The organism is Streptomyces sp. NPDC127117 (assembly GCF_042677325.1).
Lineage (GTDB): Bacteria > Actinomycetota > Actinomycetes > Streptomycetales > Streptomycetaceae > Streptomyces.
In genome coordinates this window covers 1-17,584 of sequence record NZ_JBHXTM010000042.1, presented here as the reverse complement: position 1 = coordinate 17,584, position 17,584 = coordinate 1, and the positions used below count along the sequence as shown (strand labels likewise).

The window sequence follows — 17,584 nt, the reverse complement described above, 5'->3', positions numbered from 1 at the left end:
AGAACCGGTTCAGCGGGCCACTCTCTTGCCATGACCGAACGTCCCGTGGTCAAGCGCACCGCACGCGCCATCCTGCTCGACGGCAACGACCTGATCCTCATCAAGCGCACCAAGCCCGGAGTGGATCCCTACTGGCTCACGCCCGGCGGCGGGGTCGAGCCCGAGGACGCGACCGTCGTCGACGCCCTGCACCGCGAGGTGGACGAGGAACTCGGCGCCAAGATCACCGATGTGGTGCCCTGTTTCGTGGACACCGTGGAACACATCGAGGGCGGCGGGGTGAAGGGCGTGAAGGTCCAGCACTTCTTCGTCTGCCGACTGGATTCGATGGACCCGTCCCGACGGCACGGCCCGGAGATCGACGATCCCTGCGGGGAGTACGACATCGTCCGGGTGCCGTTCAGCAGGATGGGGATCGCCGCAGTCCATCTCGTACCGCTGTCGCTGCGGCACTACCTGGACGGCAACATCGAGGGCGTACGCGCGATGCACGCGCCCGATCTGGGCTGACCGCCGCTGGTGGCCCGGGGCGACGGTGGCGGCCGCAGCTCCGGGTGATCGCCTCTGCCGTGGTGGTGCCTGCCTCCGCCGTGGTCAGGCGGGGCCGGACGCGGCCAGTTCGTCGAAGGAGTCGTGCCGGATGCGCTCGGCCGGCATGCCGATGCCCCGGAGCGCGTCCACGCCGCTGCGGATCATGCCGGGCGGGCCCGAGAGAAAGGCCTCGTACTCGGGCCACGGCCCGCACTCCCGCACCGCCTCGGGCAGCAGTCCCCGCATCAGGCCCACTCCTGTTCCCGGGCCCGTGGAGACCACCGGCCGGACCGCGAGCCAGGGATAAGTCCTCTGGAGCCGCATCATCGTGTCGATGTCGTACAGGTCGTAATCGCTGCGTGCCCCGTAGAAGACCTCCACCGGACGCCGGTCGCCGTGCTCCGCGACATCCTCGACGAGCGCCTTGATGGGTGCGATGCCCGTGCCTCCGCCCAGGCAGAGCAGACCGTTGTGGGTGGAGTGGTCGACCGTCATCGAGCCCGTGGGCGGCCCGAGGCGCAGGATGTCCCCGGGCCGGGCCCGGTGCACCAGGGCGTTGGAGACCCAGCCGGCCGGGACCGCCTTGACGTGGAAGGTGAGCAGACCGTCGGGGCGGGGTGCCGAAGCGAAGGAGTAGTGCCGCCAGTTCCGGGGCCACCACGGGGTCTCCACGGCTGTGTACTGGCCGGCGAGGAAGGGGTAGGCCTGGTCGGGACGGAGCGTGAGCACCGCTATGTCACGGGTCCTGAGGTCGTGGGACACGATCTCCGCGTGCCACCAGGCAGGGGACCGCTGCTCGTCCTCGGCGGCAGCGTCGATCATGATCTGCGATATCGCGGTGTAGGCGCGCACCCACGCAGCTTCGGTCTCCCCGTCCCAGGTGGTGGTCGCGTAGCGGCTCAGCGCGCCCATGAGCGCCTCCCCCACCGCGGGATAGTGCACGGCCTGCGTGCCGTACTTGCGGTGGCCCCGCCCAAGTTCGCCGAGGTACTCGGTCAGTGCGCGCGGATCGTCCAGCCGATCGGCCGCGGTGAGGATCGCCCGCAGGAGCCGGTCGCGCTGGACATCCATCGCGACCGGGAACAGCTCCCTCAGCGCCGGGTGGCGCACGAAGAGCAGCGCGTAAAAATACGAGGTCACCTGGTCCGCGACGGGCGAGATCTCGGTCAGGGTGCGATGGATCAGGATCGCGTCGGCGGATCTGCCGGTTCCGCCTTCGGTCCACCCGGTGGCCGGAGCATCCATACTGTGCCTCGCCTCGTACGTCTCGTGGTCGCCTTACGCACCAGCACGGCCCGCGGCCCCCCTGCCCGCGAACGCAGTCGGGCCCCGCTGACGGCCGCCGTCCGGCCGCTGTCCGCGATCCCCCGGCCCAGCATGCCTTGCCTCGGACACGGGCGGGCCGTGAACCGATGACTGGCGCCCATGAACGCATCAGCCCCGGGCAGCACAACAACTCGCCCGGCAGGGAAGCCCGCAGAGGAACGCGTGCCGTACGCCGAGGCTAGTACGCGCGATTACTCCCGTCGTCAGACGCCCGATCGCCCCGCTCCCGGCACCGTGTTTCACGTGAAACCACTCAACCGCTCCGCCCGACGCAGCCTCCTGGTGGCGCATGTCGCGGTATCCGTGAGCTGGCTGGGGCTGACCGTCGGACTGCTGACGCTCGCCATCGCGGCCTTCTCCACCGGGAACCCCGCCACCGCACAGGCCGCCACCCGCGCCATGAAGATCTTCGGGGACTGGCTGATCGTGCCGGTCGCCCTGTTCTCACTGCTCAGCGGTGTCGTCCTGGCACTCCGCACCCCATGGGGGCTGGCCAGGCACCGGTGGGTCTGGACGAAGTTCTGGCTCACGCTGATCACCGTGGCGCTGTCCATCTTCTCCCTGCGGCCCGGCATCAACGAAGCCGCGGCGCACGGTGCCGTCGACGCCGACCTGGTGGTCGCGCCGTCGGTGGCAACGGCGACGTATCTCTTCGTCACCGCGATATCGGTGCTGAAGCCCTGGGGACCGACCCGGCGCGGCCGTCGGCTGCGCCGCTCGTCCGGAATCGGTAAAGGGGTGGACGAGCGAACATCGGGTCGTACAGCCTGACCTTCATGCCCAGCTCACTGCCCCGTCCGATCACCGAACTGCCTGTCAGGCGCCTCACCCCGGGTGACCTGATCGCCTGCGCCGATCTCAGCGAAGACCGTGGCTGGCCCCGCGATGAGCACAGATGGGGCCTGCTCCTAGCCGCCGGAACCGGCTACGGCGTGGACGACCCCGAGGGCAAGGGCCTGATGGCCGGCTGTGTGGTGACCTCTTACGGCCCCCGGCTGGCCGCCATCGGCATGGTGCTCGTCGCGGAACGCCATGCGCGGCAGGGAGTCGCGCGGCAGCTGATGCACCATGTGCTCGCCGAGTCCGGAGACACGCCGCTCAGCCTCTACGCGACAGCCGCGGGGCAGCCGCTCTACGAACAGCTCGGCTTCTCGGTCGTGAGCCACGCCCGGCGGGTCACCGGCTTCTTCCGGCCGACCGGCGGCAGGTCCTCCGCCGTGACCGTCCGCCCGGCCACGGCGGAGGACCTGCAGGCCATGGTCCGGCTGGATGCGGATGTCTTCGGCGCCGACCGGACCCATGTCCTCGCCCGGCTGCCCGCGTACGCCGACCACATCCGGGTGGCCCAGGACGGAGGACGTCTCATCGGTTACGCGGCCGTCTGGCCGAGCGACCGGATGCACGCGGTCGGCCCCTTGGTCGCGCGCGACACAGCCACGGCCCAGGCACTCGTCTCCTCGCTCGCAAAGGCGACGGATCGGCCGCTGCGCGCGGATATCGACGCGCGCCATACCGAGCTGCTCGACTGGTTCGAGGAGTGCGGCCTGCGGTCCGACTCCACGACCGCGGTGATGACACTCGGGGCCTCGGACCTGCCCGGTGACTGGACCCGTCGCTACGCCCCGCTGACCGTGGCAATGGGCTGACCGCCGACGCCCGCCCGGCCCGGAGCCATCACCGGCCGCGGGCCCGGCGAGCGTTTCAGGCGAGCGACCGCACGGCGTCCGTCGCGAAGCCGTGGTCCTGGTCGGGGGCGCCTCCGCCGACGCCGATGGCGCCGATGAGCCGGCCGCCGCGGCGTACCGGAACGCCACCGGCGATGAAGAGCAACGGCCGGTCGAGGGCGGTGGGCAGGGTGTGGAAGAGCCCGCCGGGCTGGACCGCGTCGACCAGTTCGGCAGTGGGGGCGTTGAGCTGAAGGGCCGTGTAGGCCTTGCGGGTGCTCGTCTCACCGGCGATGAGGACGGCCCGGTCGTCCCGCCGGAAGGCCAGCAGGTGACCGCCGGCGTCGAGGACGGTGACGGCGACCGCGACATCGGCGGCCTCGGCGGCGGCGCGGGCCGCGTCGATGAGCGCTTCGGCGTCCTGGGTCGTCAGCGGGGCGACGGCGACAGTGGTGGTGCTCATGGGGGACTCCTTGGTGCGATGGTGCGGTGTGCTGTGGTGATGGTCTGTCCGGTGCGCCGAGGCGCTGTGTGGTGCGGTGAAGCGCTGTGTGTCGCTCTGTGAGCGGGGTCAGCTCCGGGACGCGGGGGTCAGGGCAGGCTCGGGGTTGTGCCGGGCGACGAGCCGGCTGGGCGTGGCCGTGCGGCGTTCCAGCGCGCCGGAGACGATCGCGAGGGCCAGGGCTGAGCCGGCCAGGGCTGCGCCGACCCAGTTGGGCGCGGTGTAACCGAGGCCGGCCGCGATGACGATGCCACCGAGCCACGCCGAGAGCGCGTTGCCGAGGTTGAAGGCGCCGATGTTGGCCGCGGAGGCGAGAGTCGGGGCACCGGCCGCCTGGTCGAGCACCCGCTTCTGCAGCGGCGGTACGGTCGCGAAGCCCAGGCCACCGATCAGCACAATGGTGACGGCTGCGGCGATCTTGTTGTGCGCGGTCAGGGTGAACAGGGCAAGGACCACGGCGAGGGCGCTCAGCGACACGTACAGCAGGGGCATCAGACGGCGGTCGGCGAACTTGCCGCCGATCAGGTTGCCGCCCACCATGCCCAGCCCGAGAAGGACCAGCAGCCAGGTGACGGACGACGTGGAGTATCCGGCGACCTCGGTCATCATCGGAGTGATGTAGGTGATCGCTGCGAAGACCCCGCCGAAGCCCAGCACGGTCATCCCCATAGCGAGCAGGACCTGCACATTGCGGAACGCGGCCAGTTCGTCACGGAGCCGCACGCCCTCGTTCCGCGGCTGTTCGGGGACGAGCCTGGCGACACCGAGAAGGCCGACGACGCCGATCGCGGCGACGACGAAGAACGTGGTGCGCCAGCCGACGCTCTGCCCGATGTAGGTGCCCAGCGGTACGCCGACGACATTGGCCACGGTGAGGCCGGTGAACATCATGGCGATCGCGCCGGCCCTCTTCTGGGGAGCGACCAGGTCCGCCGCGACGACCGTTCCGATGCCGAAGAAGGCACCGTGGGCGAGTGAGGCGATCACCCGGCCGACGACCATCACGCCGAAGACCGGGGCGACCGCGGAGACGACGTTGCCCACGACGAACAGCCCCATGAGCAGCACCAGCATGCGTTTGCGGGTGACCCGGGTGCCGAGGGCCGTCATCAGCGGGGCCCCGAGAACGACGCCCAGGGCGTATCCCGTGACGAGGAATCCCGCAGTGGGGATCGAGACCTGGAAGTCCGCGGCAACCTCGGGGAGCAACCCCATGATCACGAACTCGGTGGTTCCGATACCGAAAGCCCCGATGGCGAGGGCCAGAAGCGCCAGCGGCATGGGCTTCACCTTCCCTGAAGATTGCGTCTGCGTCTTACGAGCGTCCACAATAATTGCAGGCGCCGATTAATTGCAAGCGCGGGCTATTGCGGTCGTCGCCTATCCTGGAGGCAAGCGGCTCCGACACGGAGGAGAGACCCCATGACAGCGACAGACCCCGCACTCACCGCCCTCTCCCAGGGCTGGTGCGCTCTCTCCTTGCTCCACGGAAAGATCGAGGCCCGTATCGAGCGGGCGCTGCAGTCCGGGCACGGGCTCAGCGTGCGGGAGTACTCCCTGCTCGGCGTTCTGAGCAGGCAGCACAACGGCCCCGGTGGACATCTCCAGATGAAGCAGGTCGCGGACGCGGTCGTGCTCAGCCAGAGCGCCACCACCCGCCTGGTCACCCGCCTTGAGGACCGCGGACTGCTGACGCGGTATCTCTGCGACACCGATCGCCGCGGCATCTACACCGATGTCACCGAGGCCGGCCTGGCCCTGCTGGACGAGGCCCGGCCGACCAATGACAGCGCGCTGCGTGCCGCGCTGGACGAAGCCGCGAAGAACCCCGAACTGGCCCCGCTGGTCGAGGCCGTCGAAGCGCTGAAAGTCCCCGTACCGGTCGCGTGAGCCGCCCGGCTTCGCCCCGACCGGGCAGGCCGGACCCGTGCGCCGCCCGGTCGGTCTGCGTACCCTGCCGGTCATGACCGATCTGGAAATACGCCCTGCCGCCCTCACCGACATCCCGGTGATCGTTGCCATGCTCGCCGACGATCCGCTGGGTGCCCGGCGTGAGTCGCCGGACGACCTCGCCCCGTACCGCACCGCGTTCCAACGGCTGGCGAACGACCCGAACCAGCACCTGATGGTCGCCGTGCGCGAGGGCCGCGTCGTCGGAACCCTGCAACTGACGGTGATTCCCGGGCTGTCGAGGCGTGGCTCGACCCGCTCGGTCATCGAGGGCGTACGCATCCACGCCGATGAGCGCGGCAGCGGCCTCGGCACCCTGCTGATCGAGTGGGCCGTGGACGAATCCCGGCGCCAGGACTGCCAGTTGGTGCAGCTGACGTCGGATGCGACCCGGACCGATGCCCATCGCTTCTACGAGCGGCTCGGTTTCACCGCCAGCCATGTGGGCTTCAAGCTCGCCCTCTGAACGCAGCCGGAATCCGGGAGGCCGTCCGTGCACCGCATCAGTGACGAACAACGCAGGATCAGGCTCGGACGGCGCCATCTCCTGGCCCCGTCCATGCGGACCGCTTCTCCGGTCTCCGTCGCCGACGCGGTCGTCGCGCTGCACGCCACCGACGCGGCCACCGTCTTCCTCTCCGCATGTGCCCGTATGACCGAGGCGGACGTCGTCCCGGTGGAGAATGCTCTCTACGAGGATGTCTCGCTGGTCCGGCAGCTCTCCATGCGGAACACCCTCTTCGTCGTATCGCGGGAGCTCGCCCCCTGTGTGGACGCGTCGAACGCCCGGGCCGTGGCCGCCAAGGAACGCCGGACCTTCCTCAAGCACCTGGCGGACGACGGCAGCGGCCTGGACGAGCGCTGGCTCGCCGACGCCGAACGGCAGACCCTTTCCGCGCTCGCGGACCTCGGCACTGCCACCGGCACCGAACTCTCCGCCGCCGTGGCCGCTCTGCGTACGAAGATCACCCTCTTCCCCGGCAAGAGGGCCGAGACCGTGCAGGGCGTCGCCTCCCGTGTCATCCGGATCCTGGCCGCGGAGGGCCGCATCCGCCGGGACCGGCCACGCGGTTCCTGGATCTCCAGCCAGTTCCGCTGGACGGCATCCGAGCCCTGGCCGTCCGAGGAGCCTGCGCAGGCACAGGCCGAGCTGGCCCGGCGATGGCTCCGCTCCTACGGCCCGGCGACCGAGGCCGACCTCAAGTGGTGGACGGGCTGGGGACTGGGGCAGGTACGTAAGGCCCTGACGGCCGTCGGGGCCGAAGAGGTCCGGCTCGACGGCGGAGCCGTGGGGTGGGTACTGGCCCAGGACATGGCGCAGGAAGCGGCGCCGGAACCCTGGGCCGCATTGCTTCCGGCTCTGGATCCCAGCGCCATGGGGTGGGCCGATCGCGGGTTCCACCTCCCGGACGGGCACCGGGAGGCTCTCTTCGACCGGTCCGGCAACATCGGCCCGACTGTGTGGTGGAACGGCAGGATCGTGGGCGGCTGGGCCCAGCGAGCCGACGGTGAGGCTGTCTGGCGGCTGTTGTCCGACGTCGGCCGGGATGCTTCCGCGGCGATCGAGGCGGAGGCATCCCGGCTTTCGAAATGGGTGGGTCAGGCACGAGTCACTCCGCGCTTCCGCACCCCGCTGGAACGGGAGTTGGCGGCCTGAGCCGACACACGCTCCGCCGTTTCACGTGAAACATGACGCCCGTGCTCACAGGCCGCGCCAGCCGCCCTCGTCCACACCGCCGGGAACGGCTGCCGCCGGGTCGTACGGCTCCCGCGTGAAGACGAACGACCCCAGGTCGAGGTGGTTCACGCTGCCGTCGCTGTTACGGACCACGCGCAGCGTCTCCCCCGCGTAGTAGCCGTCGAGACCGGTCCAGCTGCCGTCCGGCTGAGCGATGAACCGGGCACCGCGGCCGACACCTTGCAGGGGCGCAAGCTCCAGCCCGCCGTCCGGGGCCATCCGCACTACGTTCGCGCGCGTGCCCCAGTACCAGGGACCGGTCAGCGCGAGCAGTTCGGCATCCACCTCCGGCAGCGGGCGCCAGGGCTCCGGGATGCGGGGCTCGGCCTCGGCCACGATGTCCACGAGGTCGGCTGCGACACCACTGACCATCAGGCCCGCTGTCGTGTTGGTGAGCACGACGGCCGCCACATCGTCCTCGACGCTGATCCACAGGGCGGCCAGGAATCCGGGCAGCGAGCCCGTATGGCCGATCAGCGTGCGGTTCCCGCTCCGCACCACCTGGAGGCCCAGACCATAATTGAACTGCCAGTCACCGGGCTCGCCCGGCGCGGACGGTTCACGCATCTGCTCCACGGAGGAGGTACGGAGCACCCGGTCGTCACCCTCGGCCAGGAAGGCCGCGAAGCGCAGGAGGTCATCCGTCGTGGACCAGAGCTGACCGGCCGGAGCCATCAGCCCGAGATCCTCGGCCGGTTCGGGCAGCATGACATCGGCCCAGGGATGCACGGCCCAGCCACCCGCGTGCGGCGCCTGCGGCTGGGGGCCTGTGCGGTACATGGCGAGCGGTTCCAGGATCTCGCTGCGCAGTACCTCCGCCCAGCTCGTCCCACGCACCTTCTCGACCAGTGCGCCCAGCAGTGTGTAGCCGGGGTTCGAGTAGTGGTGACGGTGCCCCGGACTGTGCAGCCGCGTCTGCTCGCCGAGCACATCGGCCAACTCGGGTCGCAGCGTGCCCGGGGTCCGCTCCCACCAGGGCGCGGGCGACTCGGCGCCGAGTCCCGCACTGTGCCCCAGGAGTTGATGGATCGTCACATCGCCGACTCCGGTGCCTGGCAGATGCTTCTCCAGCGGATCCTCCAGGTCCAGCAGCCCCTCGTCACGCAGGCGCAGCACCAGCACCGCGGTGAAGGTCTTGGTGAGGGAGCCGATCCTGAACTGCGTGTCGCCGTCCGGGGCATGGCCGTCCACACAACTGCGGGCACCACTCCAGACGGTCTGCCCCTGTCTCCGCACCGCAGCGACGAGCGAGGGCGCCCGGCCCTCCGACTGAGCGGTGGCGATGCGGTGCAGGAGGGCGCGCCGCGTCCCCGGAAGCAACTGTTCGGCTGAGTAGGTCATGCTCAAACAACTACCCGCAGAACCGGGCGGAGGCGAGCCCATTTCACCGCGCCCGGACCGCGCCCGGCGCTCTGCGGCGGAGGCCGGTCAGGTCTGCGCCATGTCCACGAAACGCGAGTAGTGGCCCTGGAAGGCCACCGTGATCGTTGCCGTCGGACCGTTACGGTGCTTGGCCACGATGAGGTCGGCCTCGCCGGCGCGGGGGGACTCCTTCTCGTACGCGTCCTCGCGGTGCAGCAGGATCACCATGTCGGCGTCCTGCTCGATGGATCCGGATTCACGCAGGTCGGAGACCATCGGCTTCTTGTCCGTGCGCTGTTCGGGGCCACGGTTCAGCTGGGAGAGCGCGATGACCGGAAGCTGAAGTTCCTTGGCCAGCAGCTTGAGGTTTCGGGACATGTCCGAGACTTCCTGCTGGCGGCTCTCGGCGCGCTTGGAGCCGCCGGACTGCATCAGCTGCAGATAGTCGATGACCACGAGCTTGAGGTCGTTGCGCTGCTTGAGACGACGGCACTTCGCCCGGATCTCCATCATGGAGAGGTTCGGGGAGTCGTCGATGTAGAGCGGGGCTGCCGAGACATCGGGCATCCGGCGGGCCAGCCGCGTCCAGTCCTCGTCGGTCATGGTGCCCGAGCGCATGTGGTGCAGCGCCACCCGGGCCTCGGCGGAGAGCAGACGCATCGCGATCTCGTTGCGCCCCATTTCGAGGGAGAAGATCACGCTGGGCAGATTGCTCTTGATCGAACAGGCCCGTGCGAAGTCGAGGGCCAGCGTGGACTTACCCATGGCGGGACGGGCCGCGATGACGACCATCTGGCCCGGGTGCAAACCGTTCGTCAGGGCATCGAGATCGGTGAACCCGGTCGGTACCCCGGTCATCTCGCCGCTGCGCGAACCGATCGCCTCGATCTCGTCGAGTGCGCCCTCCATGATGTCGCCGAGCGGGAGGTAGTCCTCGCTGGTGCGCTGCTCGGTCACCGCGTAGATCTCGGCCTGCGCGGAGTTCACGATGTCGTCGACATCGCCGTCCGCCGCGTATCCCATCTGCGTGATCTTCGTGCCGGCCTCGACGAGCCGCCGCAGAACCGCCCGCTCATGGACGATCTCCGCGTAGTACGAAGCGTTGGCCGCGGTCGGCACGGACTGGACGAGGGTGTGCAGATACGGCGCCCCGCCCACCTTGGTGATCTCGCCGCGCTTGACCAGCTCGGCCGCCACCGTGATCGGGTCGGCCGGCTCCCCCTTGGCGTAGAGGTCGAGGATCGCCTGGTAGACGGTCTCGTGCGCGGGGCGGTAGAAGTCGTGGCCCTTGATGATCTCCACGACATCGGCGATGGCGTCCTTGGACAGGAGCATGCCGCCGAGCACGGACTGCTCGGCATCGAGGTCCTGGGGCGGCACCCGCTCGAAACCGGGCGAGCCACCCTCCCAGCCGCCACTCTCCCTGCCGCGTTCATGCTGCTCGCCGCGGTCCCTGCCTTCACCGCGGCGCTGCCGGGAAACGGGCAGACGGTCGCTGGGACCGGTCTCGGCCCAGGGGTCGTCCAAAGGCTCGGGAATGCTCACCGGGCCACCTCCTCCCGTCCGCTCCGCGGACCTCGCCATGCCACTCTTTCTTACGGCACAGCACCGACAAACAAGACGCCCGACTCCGGTTCCGGCGCGTCGAGTTCCGAGTGGTTCCGAGTCCGGAACGGGGTGCGGGCGCCGGTCCACGGTAGGCCGCCCGGCACCGTCAGCCAATCTGGTTATCCACAGGGCATGTGGACGACCGACCAGATGCTGTGGAGAACTCCGCAGAACCTGTGCACGGAGCGGGGGACAGCACTGTGGACAAACTCATAGCACCCGTAGCATCACCGCGCTGACCTGGCCTTTCCCCATCCACGGCCTGTGGGGGAGAAAAACTTTCCGAGTCAGCACAAGATCACGACAAACGGCCCACGGGAGAACGCCGAGCCCAAGCAAATGTAAGGACTACTAAGCCATTGCATCTATTACCTGTGGAAGATTAGATTGGCCCCCATGATCCAGGCCCCGGCGCCCCCGCCACCCAGTCGTCGACGGCACGACCGCGAGATCATCTCGCTCGCCGTTCCCGCCTTCGGCGCGCTCGTCGCCGAGCCGCTCTTCGTCATGGTCGACAGCGCCATCGTCGGCCATCTCGGCACCCCGCAACTGGCCGGCCTGGCCGTCGCCGCCGCCCTGCTGACCACTGCCGTCAGCATCTTCGTCTTTCTCGCCTACGCCACCACCGCGGCGGTGGCACGAAGGGTCGGGGCGGGCGATCTTGCCTCCGCGATCCGGCAAGGCATGGACGGCATCTGGCTGGCGATCCTGCTGGGCATCGCCGTCATCGCCGTCACCCTCCCCACGGCCCCCTGGCTGGTGGACGTCTTCGGCGCCTCCGACACGGCGGCCCCCTACGCGATCACCTATCTTCGGATCTCCAGCCTCGGCATCCCGGCCATGCTCGTGGTGCTGGCAGCGACCGGCGTTCTCCGCGGTCTGCAGGACACCAGGACCCCGCTCTATGTCGCCATCGGAGGCTTCGCCGCCAACGGCGCCCTCAACGCGGGACTGGTCTACGGCGCCGGCCTCGGGATCGCCGGATCGGCCTGGGGCACCGTGATCGCACAGGTCTCGATGGCCGCCGCCTATCTGATCGTGGTGGTCCGGGGAGCCAGGCGACACGGCGCCTCGCTGCGTCCTGACGCGGCAGGCATCAGGGCCAGCGCCCAGGCCGGCGTACCGCTGCTGGTCCGTACGCTGTCGCTCCGTGCCGTCCTGATGATCGCCACGGCCGTCGCTGCCCGCCTCGGCGACACCGAGATAGCCGCGCACCAGATCATCCTCTCCCTCTGGAGCCTGATGGCCTTCGCCCTCGATGCCATCGCCATTGCCGGCCAGGCGATCATCGGCCGCTACCTGGGAGCCGGCGACGCCAAGGGCGCACGCGAGGCATGCCGTCGCATGGTGCAGTGGGGCATCGTCTCCGGGGTGGTGTTCGGAGCACTGATCGTCCTTGCCCGACCGCTGTTCGTGCCCTTGTTCACCAGCGACCATTCCGTACAGGACGCCCTGCTCCCTGCGCTCCTGGTGGTGGCGCTGTCCCAGCCGATCGCAGGTGTGGTCTTCGTTCTGGACGGCGTGCTGATGGGCGCCGGCGACGGGCGATACCTGGCCGGGGCCATGCTCGTCACTCTCGCGGTCTTCGCCCCGGTCGCCCTGCTGGTGCCGGTGATCGGTGGTGGCCTGACGACGCTGTGGTGGGCGATGGCCCTGATGATGACCGTCCGCATGGTGACACTCTGGCTGCGCACCCGCTCCGGCAAGTGGATAGTCACCGGGGCCACCCGCTGAACCACCGGCCGTGTTCCTGTTTCACGTGAAACCGAAGAACCGTGAAACCGAGAACCCGAGGTGCCAGAACCCGAGGAACCGAGGAGCCGCTCCACACCATTCGACACGACTCGGCGCCGCTCAACATCACCGAAAGCCAGCACGAAGACCACGACGAAGGGCCGCACCCCACGGGGGTGCGGCCCTTCAACTGCTCAGGTGAGCTGTGCCCTTAGGCAGCAACGACCTCGATGCCGAGGCTCGCAGCGACCTCGGGGTGCAGACGCACGGACACCTGGTGTCCGCCGAGCGTCTTGATCGGCGAGCCGAGCTCGACGCGACGCTTGTCGACGTCGGGGCCACCGGCGGCCTTGATCGCCGAGGCGATGTCGGCCGGGGTCACGGAGCCGAAGAGACGGCCGGCGTCGCCGGAGCGAACGGCCAGACGGACCTTCACGGCCTCGAGCTTGGTCTTGATCTCGTTGGCCTGCTCGATCGTGGCGATCTCGTGGATCTTGCGGGCGCGGCGGATCTGCGCCACGTCCTTCTCGCCACCCTTGGTCCAGCGGATGGCAAAGCCACGCGGAACCAGGTAGTTACGGGCGTACCCGTCCTTGACGTCGACGACGTCGCCCGCAGCACCGAGGCCGGAGACCTCGTGGGTGAGGATGATCTTCATGATTCGGTCACCCTTCCCTTATCGCGCGGTGGACGTGTAGGGCAGCAGCGCCATCTCACGGCTGTTCTTGACTGCCGTGGCGACGTCACGCTGGTGCTGCGTGCAGTTGCCGGTCACGCGGCGGGCACGGATCTTGCCACGGTCGGAAATGAACTTCCGCAGCATGTTCGTGTCCTTGTAGTCCACGTACTGGGTCTTGTCCTTGCAGAACGCGCAGACCTTCTTCTTAGGCTTGCGCACAGGCGGCTTCGCCATGGTGTTTCTCCTGTGTGATCAAGAAGTGGGGGTACGAGCTGCCCTAGAAGGGAGGCTCGTCCGAGTAGCCGCCGCCGGAACCGCCGGAGCTTCCGCCCCAGCCGCCTCCGCCGCCCTGCTGGCCCCCGCCCTGCTGACCGCCGGACGGCGCGCCAGTGGCCCACGGGTCGTCGGCGGGAGCGCCGCCGCCACCCTGCTGGCCACCGCCACCGGGACCGCCGCCCCAGTTGCCGCCGCCCTGCTGGCCACCGCCGTATCCACCCTGGCCGCCCTGACCACCGCGACCGGTGGTCTTGGTGACCTTGGCCGTGGCGTTCTTCAGGCTGGGGCCGACTTCCTCGACATCCAGCTCGTAGACCGTGCGCTTGACGCCCTCGCGGTCTTCGTACGACCGCTGCTTCAGCCGGCCCTGCACGACAACGCGCATGCCTCGCTGGAGCGACTCGGCGACGTTCTCCGCCGCCTGCCGCCAGACCGAGCAGGTGAGGAACAGGCCTTCGCCGTCCTTCCACTCATTGGTCTGCCGGTCGAAGATGCGGGGAGTGGACGCGACACGGAACTTCGCGACCGCCGCACCGGACGGGGTGAAGCGCAGCTCGGGGTCGTCGACGAGATTGCCGACGACCGTGATGACGGTCTCGCCTGCCATGGATGAACCTCTCGGCGGGGATTGCTTCTGGCTGCTTGCTGCTACTCGAACCCGATGACCACTGAGCTAGAAGCTCAGTGGGACTCGGGACGGAGGACCTTGGTCCGGAGGACCGACTCGTTCAGGTTCATCTGGCGGTCGAGCTCCTTGACGACCGCAGGCTCGGCCTGCAGGTCGATGACCGAGTAGATGCCCTCGGGCTTCTTCTTGATCTCGTAAGCGAGACGACGACGGCCCCAGGTGTCGACCTTCTCGACCTTTCCGTTGCCCTCACGGACGACGGAGAGGAAGTTCTCGATCAGCGGGGAGACAGCGCGCTCCTCGAGATCGGGGTCGAGGATGACCATCACCTCGTAGTGACGCATGTGGAACCCACCTCCTTTGGACTCAGCGGCCACGGTCGTTCCGTGGCAGGAGGGTCGTGATGCGTGAGCATCAGTGTCTCCGAGTAGAACAGCCGCCACTGACAACGCCCTCCATGGGGAGAGGCTGCCGTGCTGGCCTGGGCAGACACCGGTGCAGACCGTACAGAGTACCCGCACAACGGCTTCCGGTTGAAATCCGGTGGTCAGGAGACGCAATCTGGACACATCGGGTGTGAGCGGCGCCACTACGCGCCCCATTCGGCCAGGAGGTACTCCATGGCACAGGCAATACGACCCCGTCCCCCCGTTTCCCTACTCGCCACGGACGGCAAGACTCATCCGCTCCAGGAGACCCTGGTGGCGGTGACGCTGATCCTCGGTGCGCTCGCCTTCATCACGGCGATGTTCCACAACCTGCATCTGATCAGTTCGTGGGCCGGACTCATCGGAATCCTCACTGGCGCGTACGGGCAGTACATCTCGGTGACCACCCGTGAGCGGTTCCCGCTGATCGTCGGCATGGGCGCGGCCGCCATCGGCTTCTTCCTGGGCATGGCCCACGGCGGCCTCTTCGGTGGCCTGGTGGGCTGATTCGCGACAGACACAGCAGCCACAATCCGGACAAGCGGAACGGCGCGGGAACCTCACGGGGTTCCCGCGCCGTTCCCCGTACCGGAAGGACCCGGCAACCCGGGTCGCGACGGCGGCGAAGCTGCAAGGGCCATAGGGCCAGACGGCGTACTCGTCGGCCACAGTAGGCTTCGGCGCGAGAGCCGGAGCCCCTGACCGATGGGGACACACCTGCCGAGGAGCGCCCCGCATGAGCCTGACCCTGAGGACCATCAGCCGAGAGCAGCATCTGGCGTACATCCAGAATCTGCCCGCGGCGAGTCACATGCAGGTCCCGGCATGGGCAGATGTGAAGGCCGAGTGGCGCTCGGAGAGTCTCGGCTGGTTCGACGGGAACGGACAGCTCGTCGGCGCCGGCCTGGTGCTCTACCGGCAGCTGCCCAAGATCAAGCGGTACCTCGCCTATCTGCCCGAGGGTCCGGTCATCAACTGGTACGCCCCGAATCTGGACGACTGGCTGCGGCCGATGCTGGCGCACCTCAAGCAGCAGGGCGCCTTCTCCGTGAAGATGGGCCCGCCGGTCATCATCCGCCGCTGGGACGCGGCCGCCATCAAGTCGGGCATCCAGGACCCGGAAGTGAAGCGTCTGCGCGACGTCGAGGCCACCCACATCGAGCCGCGTGCCTTCGAAGTGGCGGACCGGCTGCGGAAGATGGGCTGGCAGCAGGGCGAGGACGGCGGCGCCGGATTCGGTGACGTACAGCCCCGCTACGTCTTCCAGGTGCCGCTGGCCAACCGGTCGCTCGAAGACGTCCACAAGGGCTTCAACCAGCTGTGGCGACGCAACATCAAGAAGGCGGAGAAGGCCGGCGTCGAGGTCGTCCAGGGCAGCTACGCCGACCTCGCCGAGTGGCAGCGGCTGTACGAGATCACGGCGGAGCGCGACCACTTCCGGCCGCGTCCGCTGGGCTACTTCCAGCGCATGTGGACGGCCCTCAACAATGAGGACCCCAACCGGATGCGGCTGTACTTCGCCCGGCACGAGGGCGAGAACGTCGCGGCCGCGACGATGCTGATCGTCGGCGGGCACGTCTGGTACTCCTACGGCGCCTCCGCCAACCACAAGCGCGAGGTCCGGCCCTCGAACGCGATGCAGTGGCGGATGCTGCGCGACGCGTACGCCATGGGGGCCACCGTCTACGACCTGCGCGGCATCTCCGACTCGCTGGACGAGACCGACCACCTCTTCGGTCTGATCCAGTTCAAGGTGGGCACCGGCGGCCAGGCGGCCGAGTACCTCGGCGAGTGGGACTTCCCGCTCAACAAGCTGCTGCACAAGGCGCTCGACATCTACATGTCGCGCCGCTGACCCGCGTCGCGGCGTACGCGTCGCACCGCTGTTACGCGTTGCCCCGCTGACGAAACCGGCTTCATTGGCTTCAATGGGGTTTCGGCTTCACACACCTCCCACACAGCAGCCACCAGAAGGGTTCCGGACCGGCCATGGCGCTCTCCCTCTACGTCGACACCGCGCGCTGGCGGGCGCACCAGAAATCCGTCCTCGACCAGTTCCCCGGCCTCGTACCGGTCTGCAAGGGCAACGGATACGGCTTCGGCCACGAGCGGCTGGCCGACGAGGCCATCCGCTTCGGCTCCGACACGCTCGCCGTCGGGACCACCTACGAGGCGGCCCGCATCAAGGACTGGTTCAGCGGCGACCTTCTGGTCCTCACCCCGTTCCGCCGGGGCGAGGAGCCGGTGCCGCTGCCCGACCGCGTGATCCGGTCGGTGTCCTCCGTGGACGGCGTGCACGCCCTGGTGGGCGCGCGGGTCGTCATCGAGTGCATGAGCTCGATGAAGCGCCACGGCGTCAAGGAGGAGGAGCTCGGGCAGCTGCACGCCGCCATCGAGGACGTACGGCTCGAAGGCTTCGCCCTGCACCTGCCGCTGGACCGCACGGACGGCTCGGACGCGGTCGAGGAGGTCATCGGCTGGATGGACCGGCTGCGCGCGGCCCGGCTGCCGCTGCACACCATGTTCGTCAGCCATCTGCGCGCCGAGGAGCTGGGCCGGCTCCAGCAGCAGTTCCCGCAGACCCGTTTCCGCGCCCGCATCGGTACCCGGCTGTGGCTCGGCGATCACGAGGCGACGGAGTACCGGGGCGCCGTCCTGGACGTCACCCGCGTGGTCAAGGGCGACCGCTTCGGCTACCGCCAGCAGAAGGCCGCCTCCGACGGCTGGCTGGTGGTCGTCGCCGGCGGCACGTCGCACGGCGTGGGCCTGGAGGCCCCGAAGGCCCTGCACGGCGTGATGCCGCGCGCCAAGGGGGTCGCCCGCGCGGGCCTGGCCACCGTCAACCGCAACCTGTCGCCGTTCGTCTGGGCGGGCAAGCAGCGCTGGTTCGCCGAGCCGCCGCACATGCAGGTGTCGATCCTGTTCGTCCCGTCGGACGCCCAGGAGCCGAAGGTCGGCGATGAGCTGGTGGCCCATCTGCGCCACACGACCACCCAGTTCGACCGTCTCGTCGACCGTTAGTACGACCGGTACGGCCGACACAGCTGTTCAGAGCCGGGGCGCTACCCCCCGGGGAGGCCCCGCGCGCAGGCGTGGGACGGGCCGCGCGGCGCGCCCCCATACACCCCCCGGCCCAACACCCCCCGGGGGGGGTGGCG

At 69.1% G+C, this 17,584-nt stretch carries 19 protein-coding genes; 10 read left to right on the top strand and 9 right to left on the bottom strand.

All coding sequences use genetic code 11. The features are described 5' to 3' along the window. The first annotated feature begins 30 nt into the window (after positions 1 to 30). Positions 31 to 510, top strand: a complete 480-nt coding sequence (locus tag ACFVH0_RS29610) for an NUDIX domain-containing protein (RefSeq protein WP_385825119.1) — start codon at positions 31 to 33, stop codon at positions 508 to 510. Positions 511 to 594: 84 nt separating this feature from the next. Here ACFVH0_RS29610 and ACFVH0_RS29605 read toward each other — a convergent pair whose 3' ends face one another. Next, positions 595 to 1,776: a globin domain-containing protein gene (locus ACFVH0_RS29605; protein WP_385825117.1), complete on the bottom strand. Its 1,182-nt coding sequence runs from the start codon at positions 1,774 to 1,776 to the stop codon at positions 595 to 597. A gap of 324 nt (positions 1,777 to 2,100) precedes the next feature. Here ACFVH0_RS29605 and ACFVH0_RS29600 point away from each other — a divergent pair, with 324 nt between their 5' ends. Further along, positions 2,101 to 2,628, top strand: a complete 528-nt coding sequence (locus ACFVH0_RS29600) for a DUF2269 domain-containing protein (RefSeq protein ID WP_385825115.1) — start codon at positions 2,101 to 2,103, stop codon at positions 2,626 to 2,628. Positions 2,629 to 2,633: 5 nt separating this feature from the next. Beyond that, positions 2,634 to 3,503, top strand: coding sequence for a GNAT family N-acetyltransferase (locus ACFVH0_RS29595; RefSeq protein WP_385825114.1), 870 nt, complete (start codon positions 2,634 to 2,636; stop codon positions 3,501 to 3,503). Between the two features lie 55 nt (positions 3,504 to 3,558). On the opposite strand, the gene ACFVH0_RS29590 is transcribed toward ACFVH0_RS29595, so the two are convergent. Together ACFVH0_RS29590 and ACFVH0_RS29585 are read right to left on the bottom strand one after the other, a co-directional pair. Then, positions 3,559 to 3,984 carry a heme-binding protein gene (locus ACFVH0_RS29590; RefSeq protein WP_385825112.1) on the bottom strand — a complete coding sequence of 142 codons (426 nt, stop codon included), beginning with the start codon at positions 3,982 to 3,984 and terminating at the stop codon, positions 3,559 to 3,561. Between the two features lie 108 nt (positions 3,985 to 4,092). Beyond that, complete coding sequence (locus ACFVH0_RS29585) at positions 4,093 to 5,304, bottom strand: MFS transporter (RefSeq protein WP_385825110.1); 1,212 nt, start codon at positions 5,302 to 5,304, stop codon at positions 4,093 to 4,095. 141 nt (positions 5,305 to 5,445) lie between these two features. On the opposite strand from ACFVH0_RS29585, the gene ACFVH0_RS29580 reads away from it, so the two are divergent. From ACFVH0_RS29580 to ACFVH0_RS29570, 3 genes are all read left to right on the top strand, one after another. Further along, complete coding sequence (locus ACFVH0_RS29580; RefSeq protein WP_266797268.1) at positions 5,446 to 5,913, top strand: MarR family winged helix-turn-helix transcriptional regulator; 468 nt, start codon at positions 5,446 to 5,448, stop codon at positions 5,911 to 5,913. A 73-nt stretch (positions 5,914 to 5,986) separates the two neighbouring features. Then, positions 5,987 to 6,439 carry a GNAT family N-acetyltransferase gene (locus tag ACFVH0_RS29575; protein ID WP_385825108.1) on the top strand — a complete coding sequence of 151 codons (453 nt, stop codon included), beginning with the start codon at positions 5,987 to 5,989 and terminating at the stop codon, positions 6,437 to 6,439. A gap of 27 nt (positions 6,440 to 6,466) precedes the next feature. Continuing rightward, positions 6,467 to 7,630: a winged helix DNA-binding domain-containing protein gene (locus ACFVH0_RS29570; RefSeq protein ID WP_385825106.1), complete on the top strand. Its 1,164-nt coding sequence runs from the start codon at positions 6,467 to 6,469 to the stop codon at positions 7,628 to 7,630. Between the two features lie 45 nt (positions 7,631 to 7,675). Here ACFVH0_RS29570 and ACFVH0_RS29565 read toward each other — a convergent pair whose 3' ends face one another. Both ACFVH0_RS29565 and dnaB read right to left on the bottom strand, forming a co-directional pair. Then, positions 7,676 to 9,052 (bottom strand): serine hydrolase domain-containing protein, encoded by a 1,377-nt coding sequence (locus ACFVH0_RS29565; protein WP_385825104.1) that lies wholly within the window; start codon positions 9,050 to 9,052, stop codon positions 7,676 to 7,678. A gap of 87 nt (positions 9,053 to 9,139) precedes the next feature. Continuing rightward, on the bottom strand, positions 9,140 to 10,600 hold the full coding sequence (gene dnaB, locus ACFVH0_RS29560; protein WP_206433546.1) for a replicative DNA helicase: 1,461 nt from the start codon (positions 10,598 to 10,600) through the stop codon (positions 9,140 to 9,142). Between the two features lie 477 nt (positions 10,601 to 11,077). On the opposite strand from dnaB, the gene ACFVH0_RS29555 reads away from it, so the two are divergent. Beyond that, positions 11,078 to 12,415 carry an MATE family efflux transporter gene (locus tag ACFVH0_RS29555; RefSeq protein WP_385825102.1) on the top strand — a complete coding sequence of 446 codons (1,338 nt, stop codon included), beginning with the start codon at positions 11,078 to 11,080 and terminating at the stop codon, positions 12,413 to 12,415. Between the two features lie 211 nt (positions 12,416 to 12,626). On the opposite strand, the gene rplI is transcribed toward ACFVH0_RS29555, so the two are convergent. The 4 genes from rplI to rpsF all read right to left on the bottom strand — a co-directional run bounded on the left by rplI (position 12,627) and on the right by rpsF (position 14,342). Next, entirely contained in the window at positions 12,627 to 13,073 is a 447-nt protein-coding gene (gene rplI, locus ACFVH0_RS29550) for a 50S ribosomal protein L9 (protein WP_124719895.1), read from the bottom strand. 18 nt (positions 13,074 to 13,091) lie between these two features. Beyond that, a complete protein-coding gene (gene rpsR, locus ACFVH0_RS29545) occupies positions 13,092 to 13,328 on the bottom strand; it encodes a 30S ribosomal protein S18 (protein WP_003967857.1) in 237 nt (78 codons plus the stop codon). A 43-nt stretch (positions 13,329 to 13,371) separates the two neighbouring features. Continuing rightward, positions 13,372 to 13,977: a single-stranded DNA-binding protein gene (locus ACFVH0_RS29540; RefSeq protein WP_385825100.1), complete on the bottom strand. Its 606-nt coding sequence runs from the start codon at positions 13,975 to 13,977 to the stop codon at positions 13,372 to 13,374. Between the two features lie 74 nt (positions 13,978 to 14,051). Beyond that, complete coding sequence (rpsF, locus tag ACFVH0_RS29535) at positions 14,052 to 14,342, bottom strand: 30S ribosomal protein S6 (RefSeq protein WP_072487610.1); 291 nt, start codon at positions 14,340 to 14,342, stop codon at positions 14,052 to 14,054. 276 nt (positions 14,343 to 14,618) lie between these two features. Between rpsF and ACFVH0_RS29530 the strand changes: the two genes are divergently transcribed. The 3 genes from ACFVH0_RS29530 to ACFVH0_RS29520 all read left to right on the top strand — a co-directional run bounded on the left by ACFVH0_RS29530 (position 14,619) and on the right by ACFVH0_RS29520 (position 17,447). After that, positions 14,619 to 14,933, top strand: a complete 315-nt coding sequence (locus ACFVH0_RS29530; protein ID WP_385825097.1) for a hypothetical protein — start codon at positions 14,619 to 14,621, stop codon at positions 14,931 to 14,933. A 229-nt stretch (positions 14,934 to 15,162) separates the two neighbouring features. Continuing rightward, complete coding sequence (locus ACFVH0_RS29525) at positions 15,163 to 16,281, top strand: peptidoglycan bridge formation glycyltransferase FemA/FemB family protein (RefSeq protein WP_124719892.1); 1,119 nt, start codon at positions 15,163 to 15,165, stop codon at positions 16,279 to 16,281. Positions 16,282 to 16,415: 134 nt separating this feature from the next. After that, on the top strand, positions 16,416 to 17,447 hold the full coding sequence (locus tag ACFVH0_RS29520; RefSeq protein ID WP_114245532.1) for an alanine racemase: 1,032 nt from the start codon (positions 16,416 to 16,418) through the stop codon (positions 17,445 to 17,447). The last annotated feature ends 137 nt before the right edge of the window (positions 17,448 to 17,584 follow it).

What these genes read in the sequence shown, in the direction of transcription:
- ACFVH0_RS29610 (WP_385825119.1), top strand. Translation starts at nt 31, where the DNA reads ATGACCGAACGTCCCGTGGTCAAGCGCACCGCACGCGCCATCCTGCTC.
- ACFVH0_RS29605 (WP_385825117.1), bottom strand. Translation starts at nt 1,776, where the DNA reads ATGGATGCTCCGGCCACCGGGTGGACCGAAGGCGGAACCGGCAGATCC.
- ACFVH0_RS29595 (WP_385825114.1), top strand. Translation starts at nt 2,634, where the DNA reads ATGCCCAGCTCACTGCCCCGTCCGATCACCGAACTGCCTGTCAGGCGC.
- ACFVH0_RS29590 (WP_385825112.1), bottom strand. Translation starts at nt 3,984, where the DNA reads ATGAGCACCACCACTGTCGCCGTCGCCCCGCTGACGACCCAGGACGCC.
- ACFVH0_RS29585 (WP_385825110.1), bottom strand. Translation starts at nt 5,304, where the DNA reads ATGCCGCTGGCGCTTCTGGCCCTCGCCATCGGGGCTTTCGGTATCGGA.
- ACFVH0_RS29580 (WP_266797268.1), top strand. Translation starts at nt 5,446, where the DNA reads ATGACAGCGACAGACCCCGCACTCACCGCCCTCTCCCAGGGCTGGTGC.
- ACFVH0_RS29575 (WP_385825108.1), top strand. Translation starts at nt 5,987, where the DNA reads ATGACCGATCTGGAAATACGCCCTGCCGCCCTCACCGACATCCCGGTG.
- ACFVH0_RS29565 (WP_385825104.1), bottom strand. Translation starts at nt 9,052, where the DNA reads ATGACCTACTCAGCCGAACAGTTGCTTCCGGGGACGCGGCGCGCCCTC.
- ACFVH0_RS29555 (WP_385825102.1), top strand. Translation starts at nt 11,078, where the DNA reads ATGATCCAGGCCCCGGCGCCCCCGCCACCCAGTCGTCGACGGCACGAC.
- rplI (WP_124719895.1), bottom strand. Translation starts at nt 13,073, where the DNA reads ATGAAGATCATCCTCACCCACGAGGTCTCCGGCCTCGGTGCTGCGGGC.
- rpsR (WP_003967857.1), bottom strand. Translation starts at nt 13,328, where the DNA reads ATGGCGAAGCCGCCTGTGCGCAAGCCTAAGAAGAAGGTCTGCGCGTTC.
- ACFVH0_RS29540 (WP_385825100.1), bottom strand. Translation starts at nt 13,977, where the DNA reads ATGGCAGGCGAGACCGTCATCACGGTCGTCGGCAATCTCGTCGACGAC.
- rpsF (WP_072487610.1), bottom strand. Translation starts at nt 14,342, where the DNA reads ATGCGTCACTACGAGGTGATGGTCATCCTCGACCCCGATCTCGAGGAG.
- ACFVH0_RS29530 (WP_385825097.1), top strand. Translation starts at nt 14,619, where the DNA reads ATGGCACAGGCAATACGACCCCGTCCCCCCGTTTCCCTACTCGCCACG.
- ACFVH0_RS29525 (WP_124719892.1), top strand. Translation starts at nt 15,163, where the DNA reads ATGAGCCTGACCCTGAGGACCATCAGCCGAGAGCAGCATCTGGCGTAC.
- ACFVH0_RS29520 (WP_114245532.1), top strand. Translation starts at nt 16,416, where the DNA reads ATGGCGCTCTCCCTCTACGTCGACACCGCGCGCTGGCGGGCGCACCAG.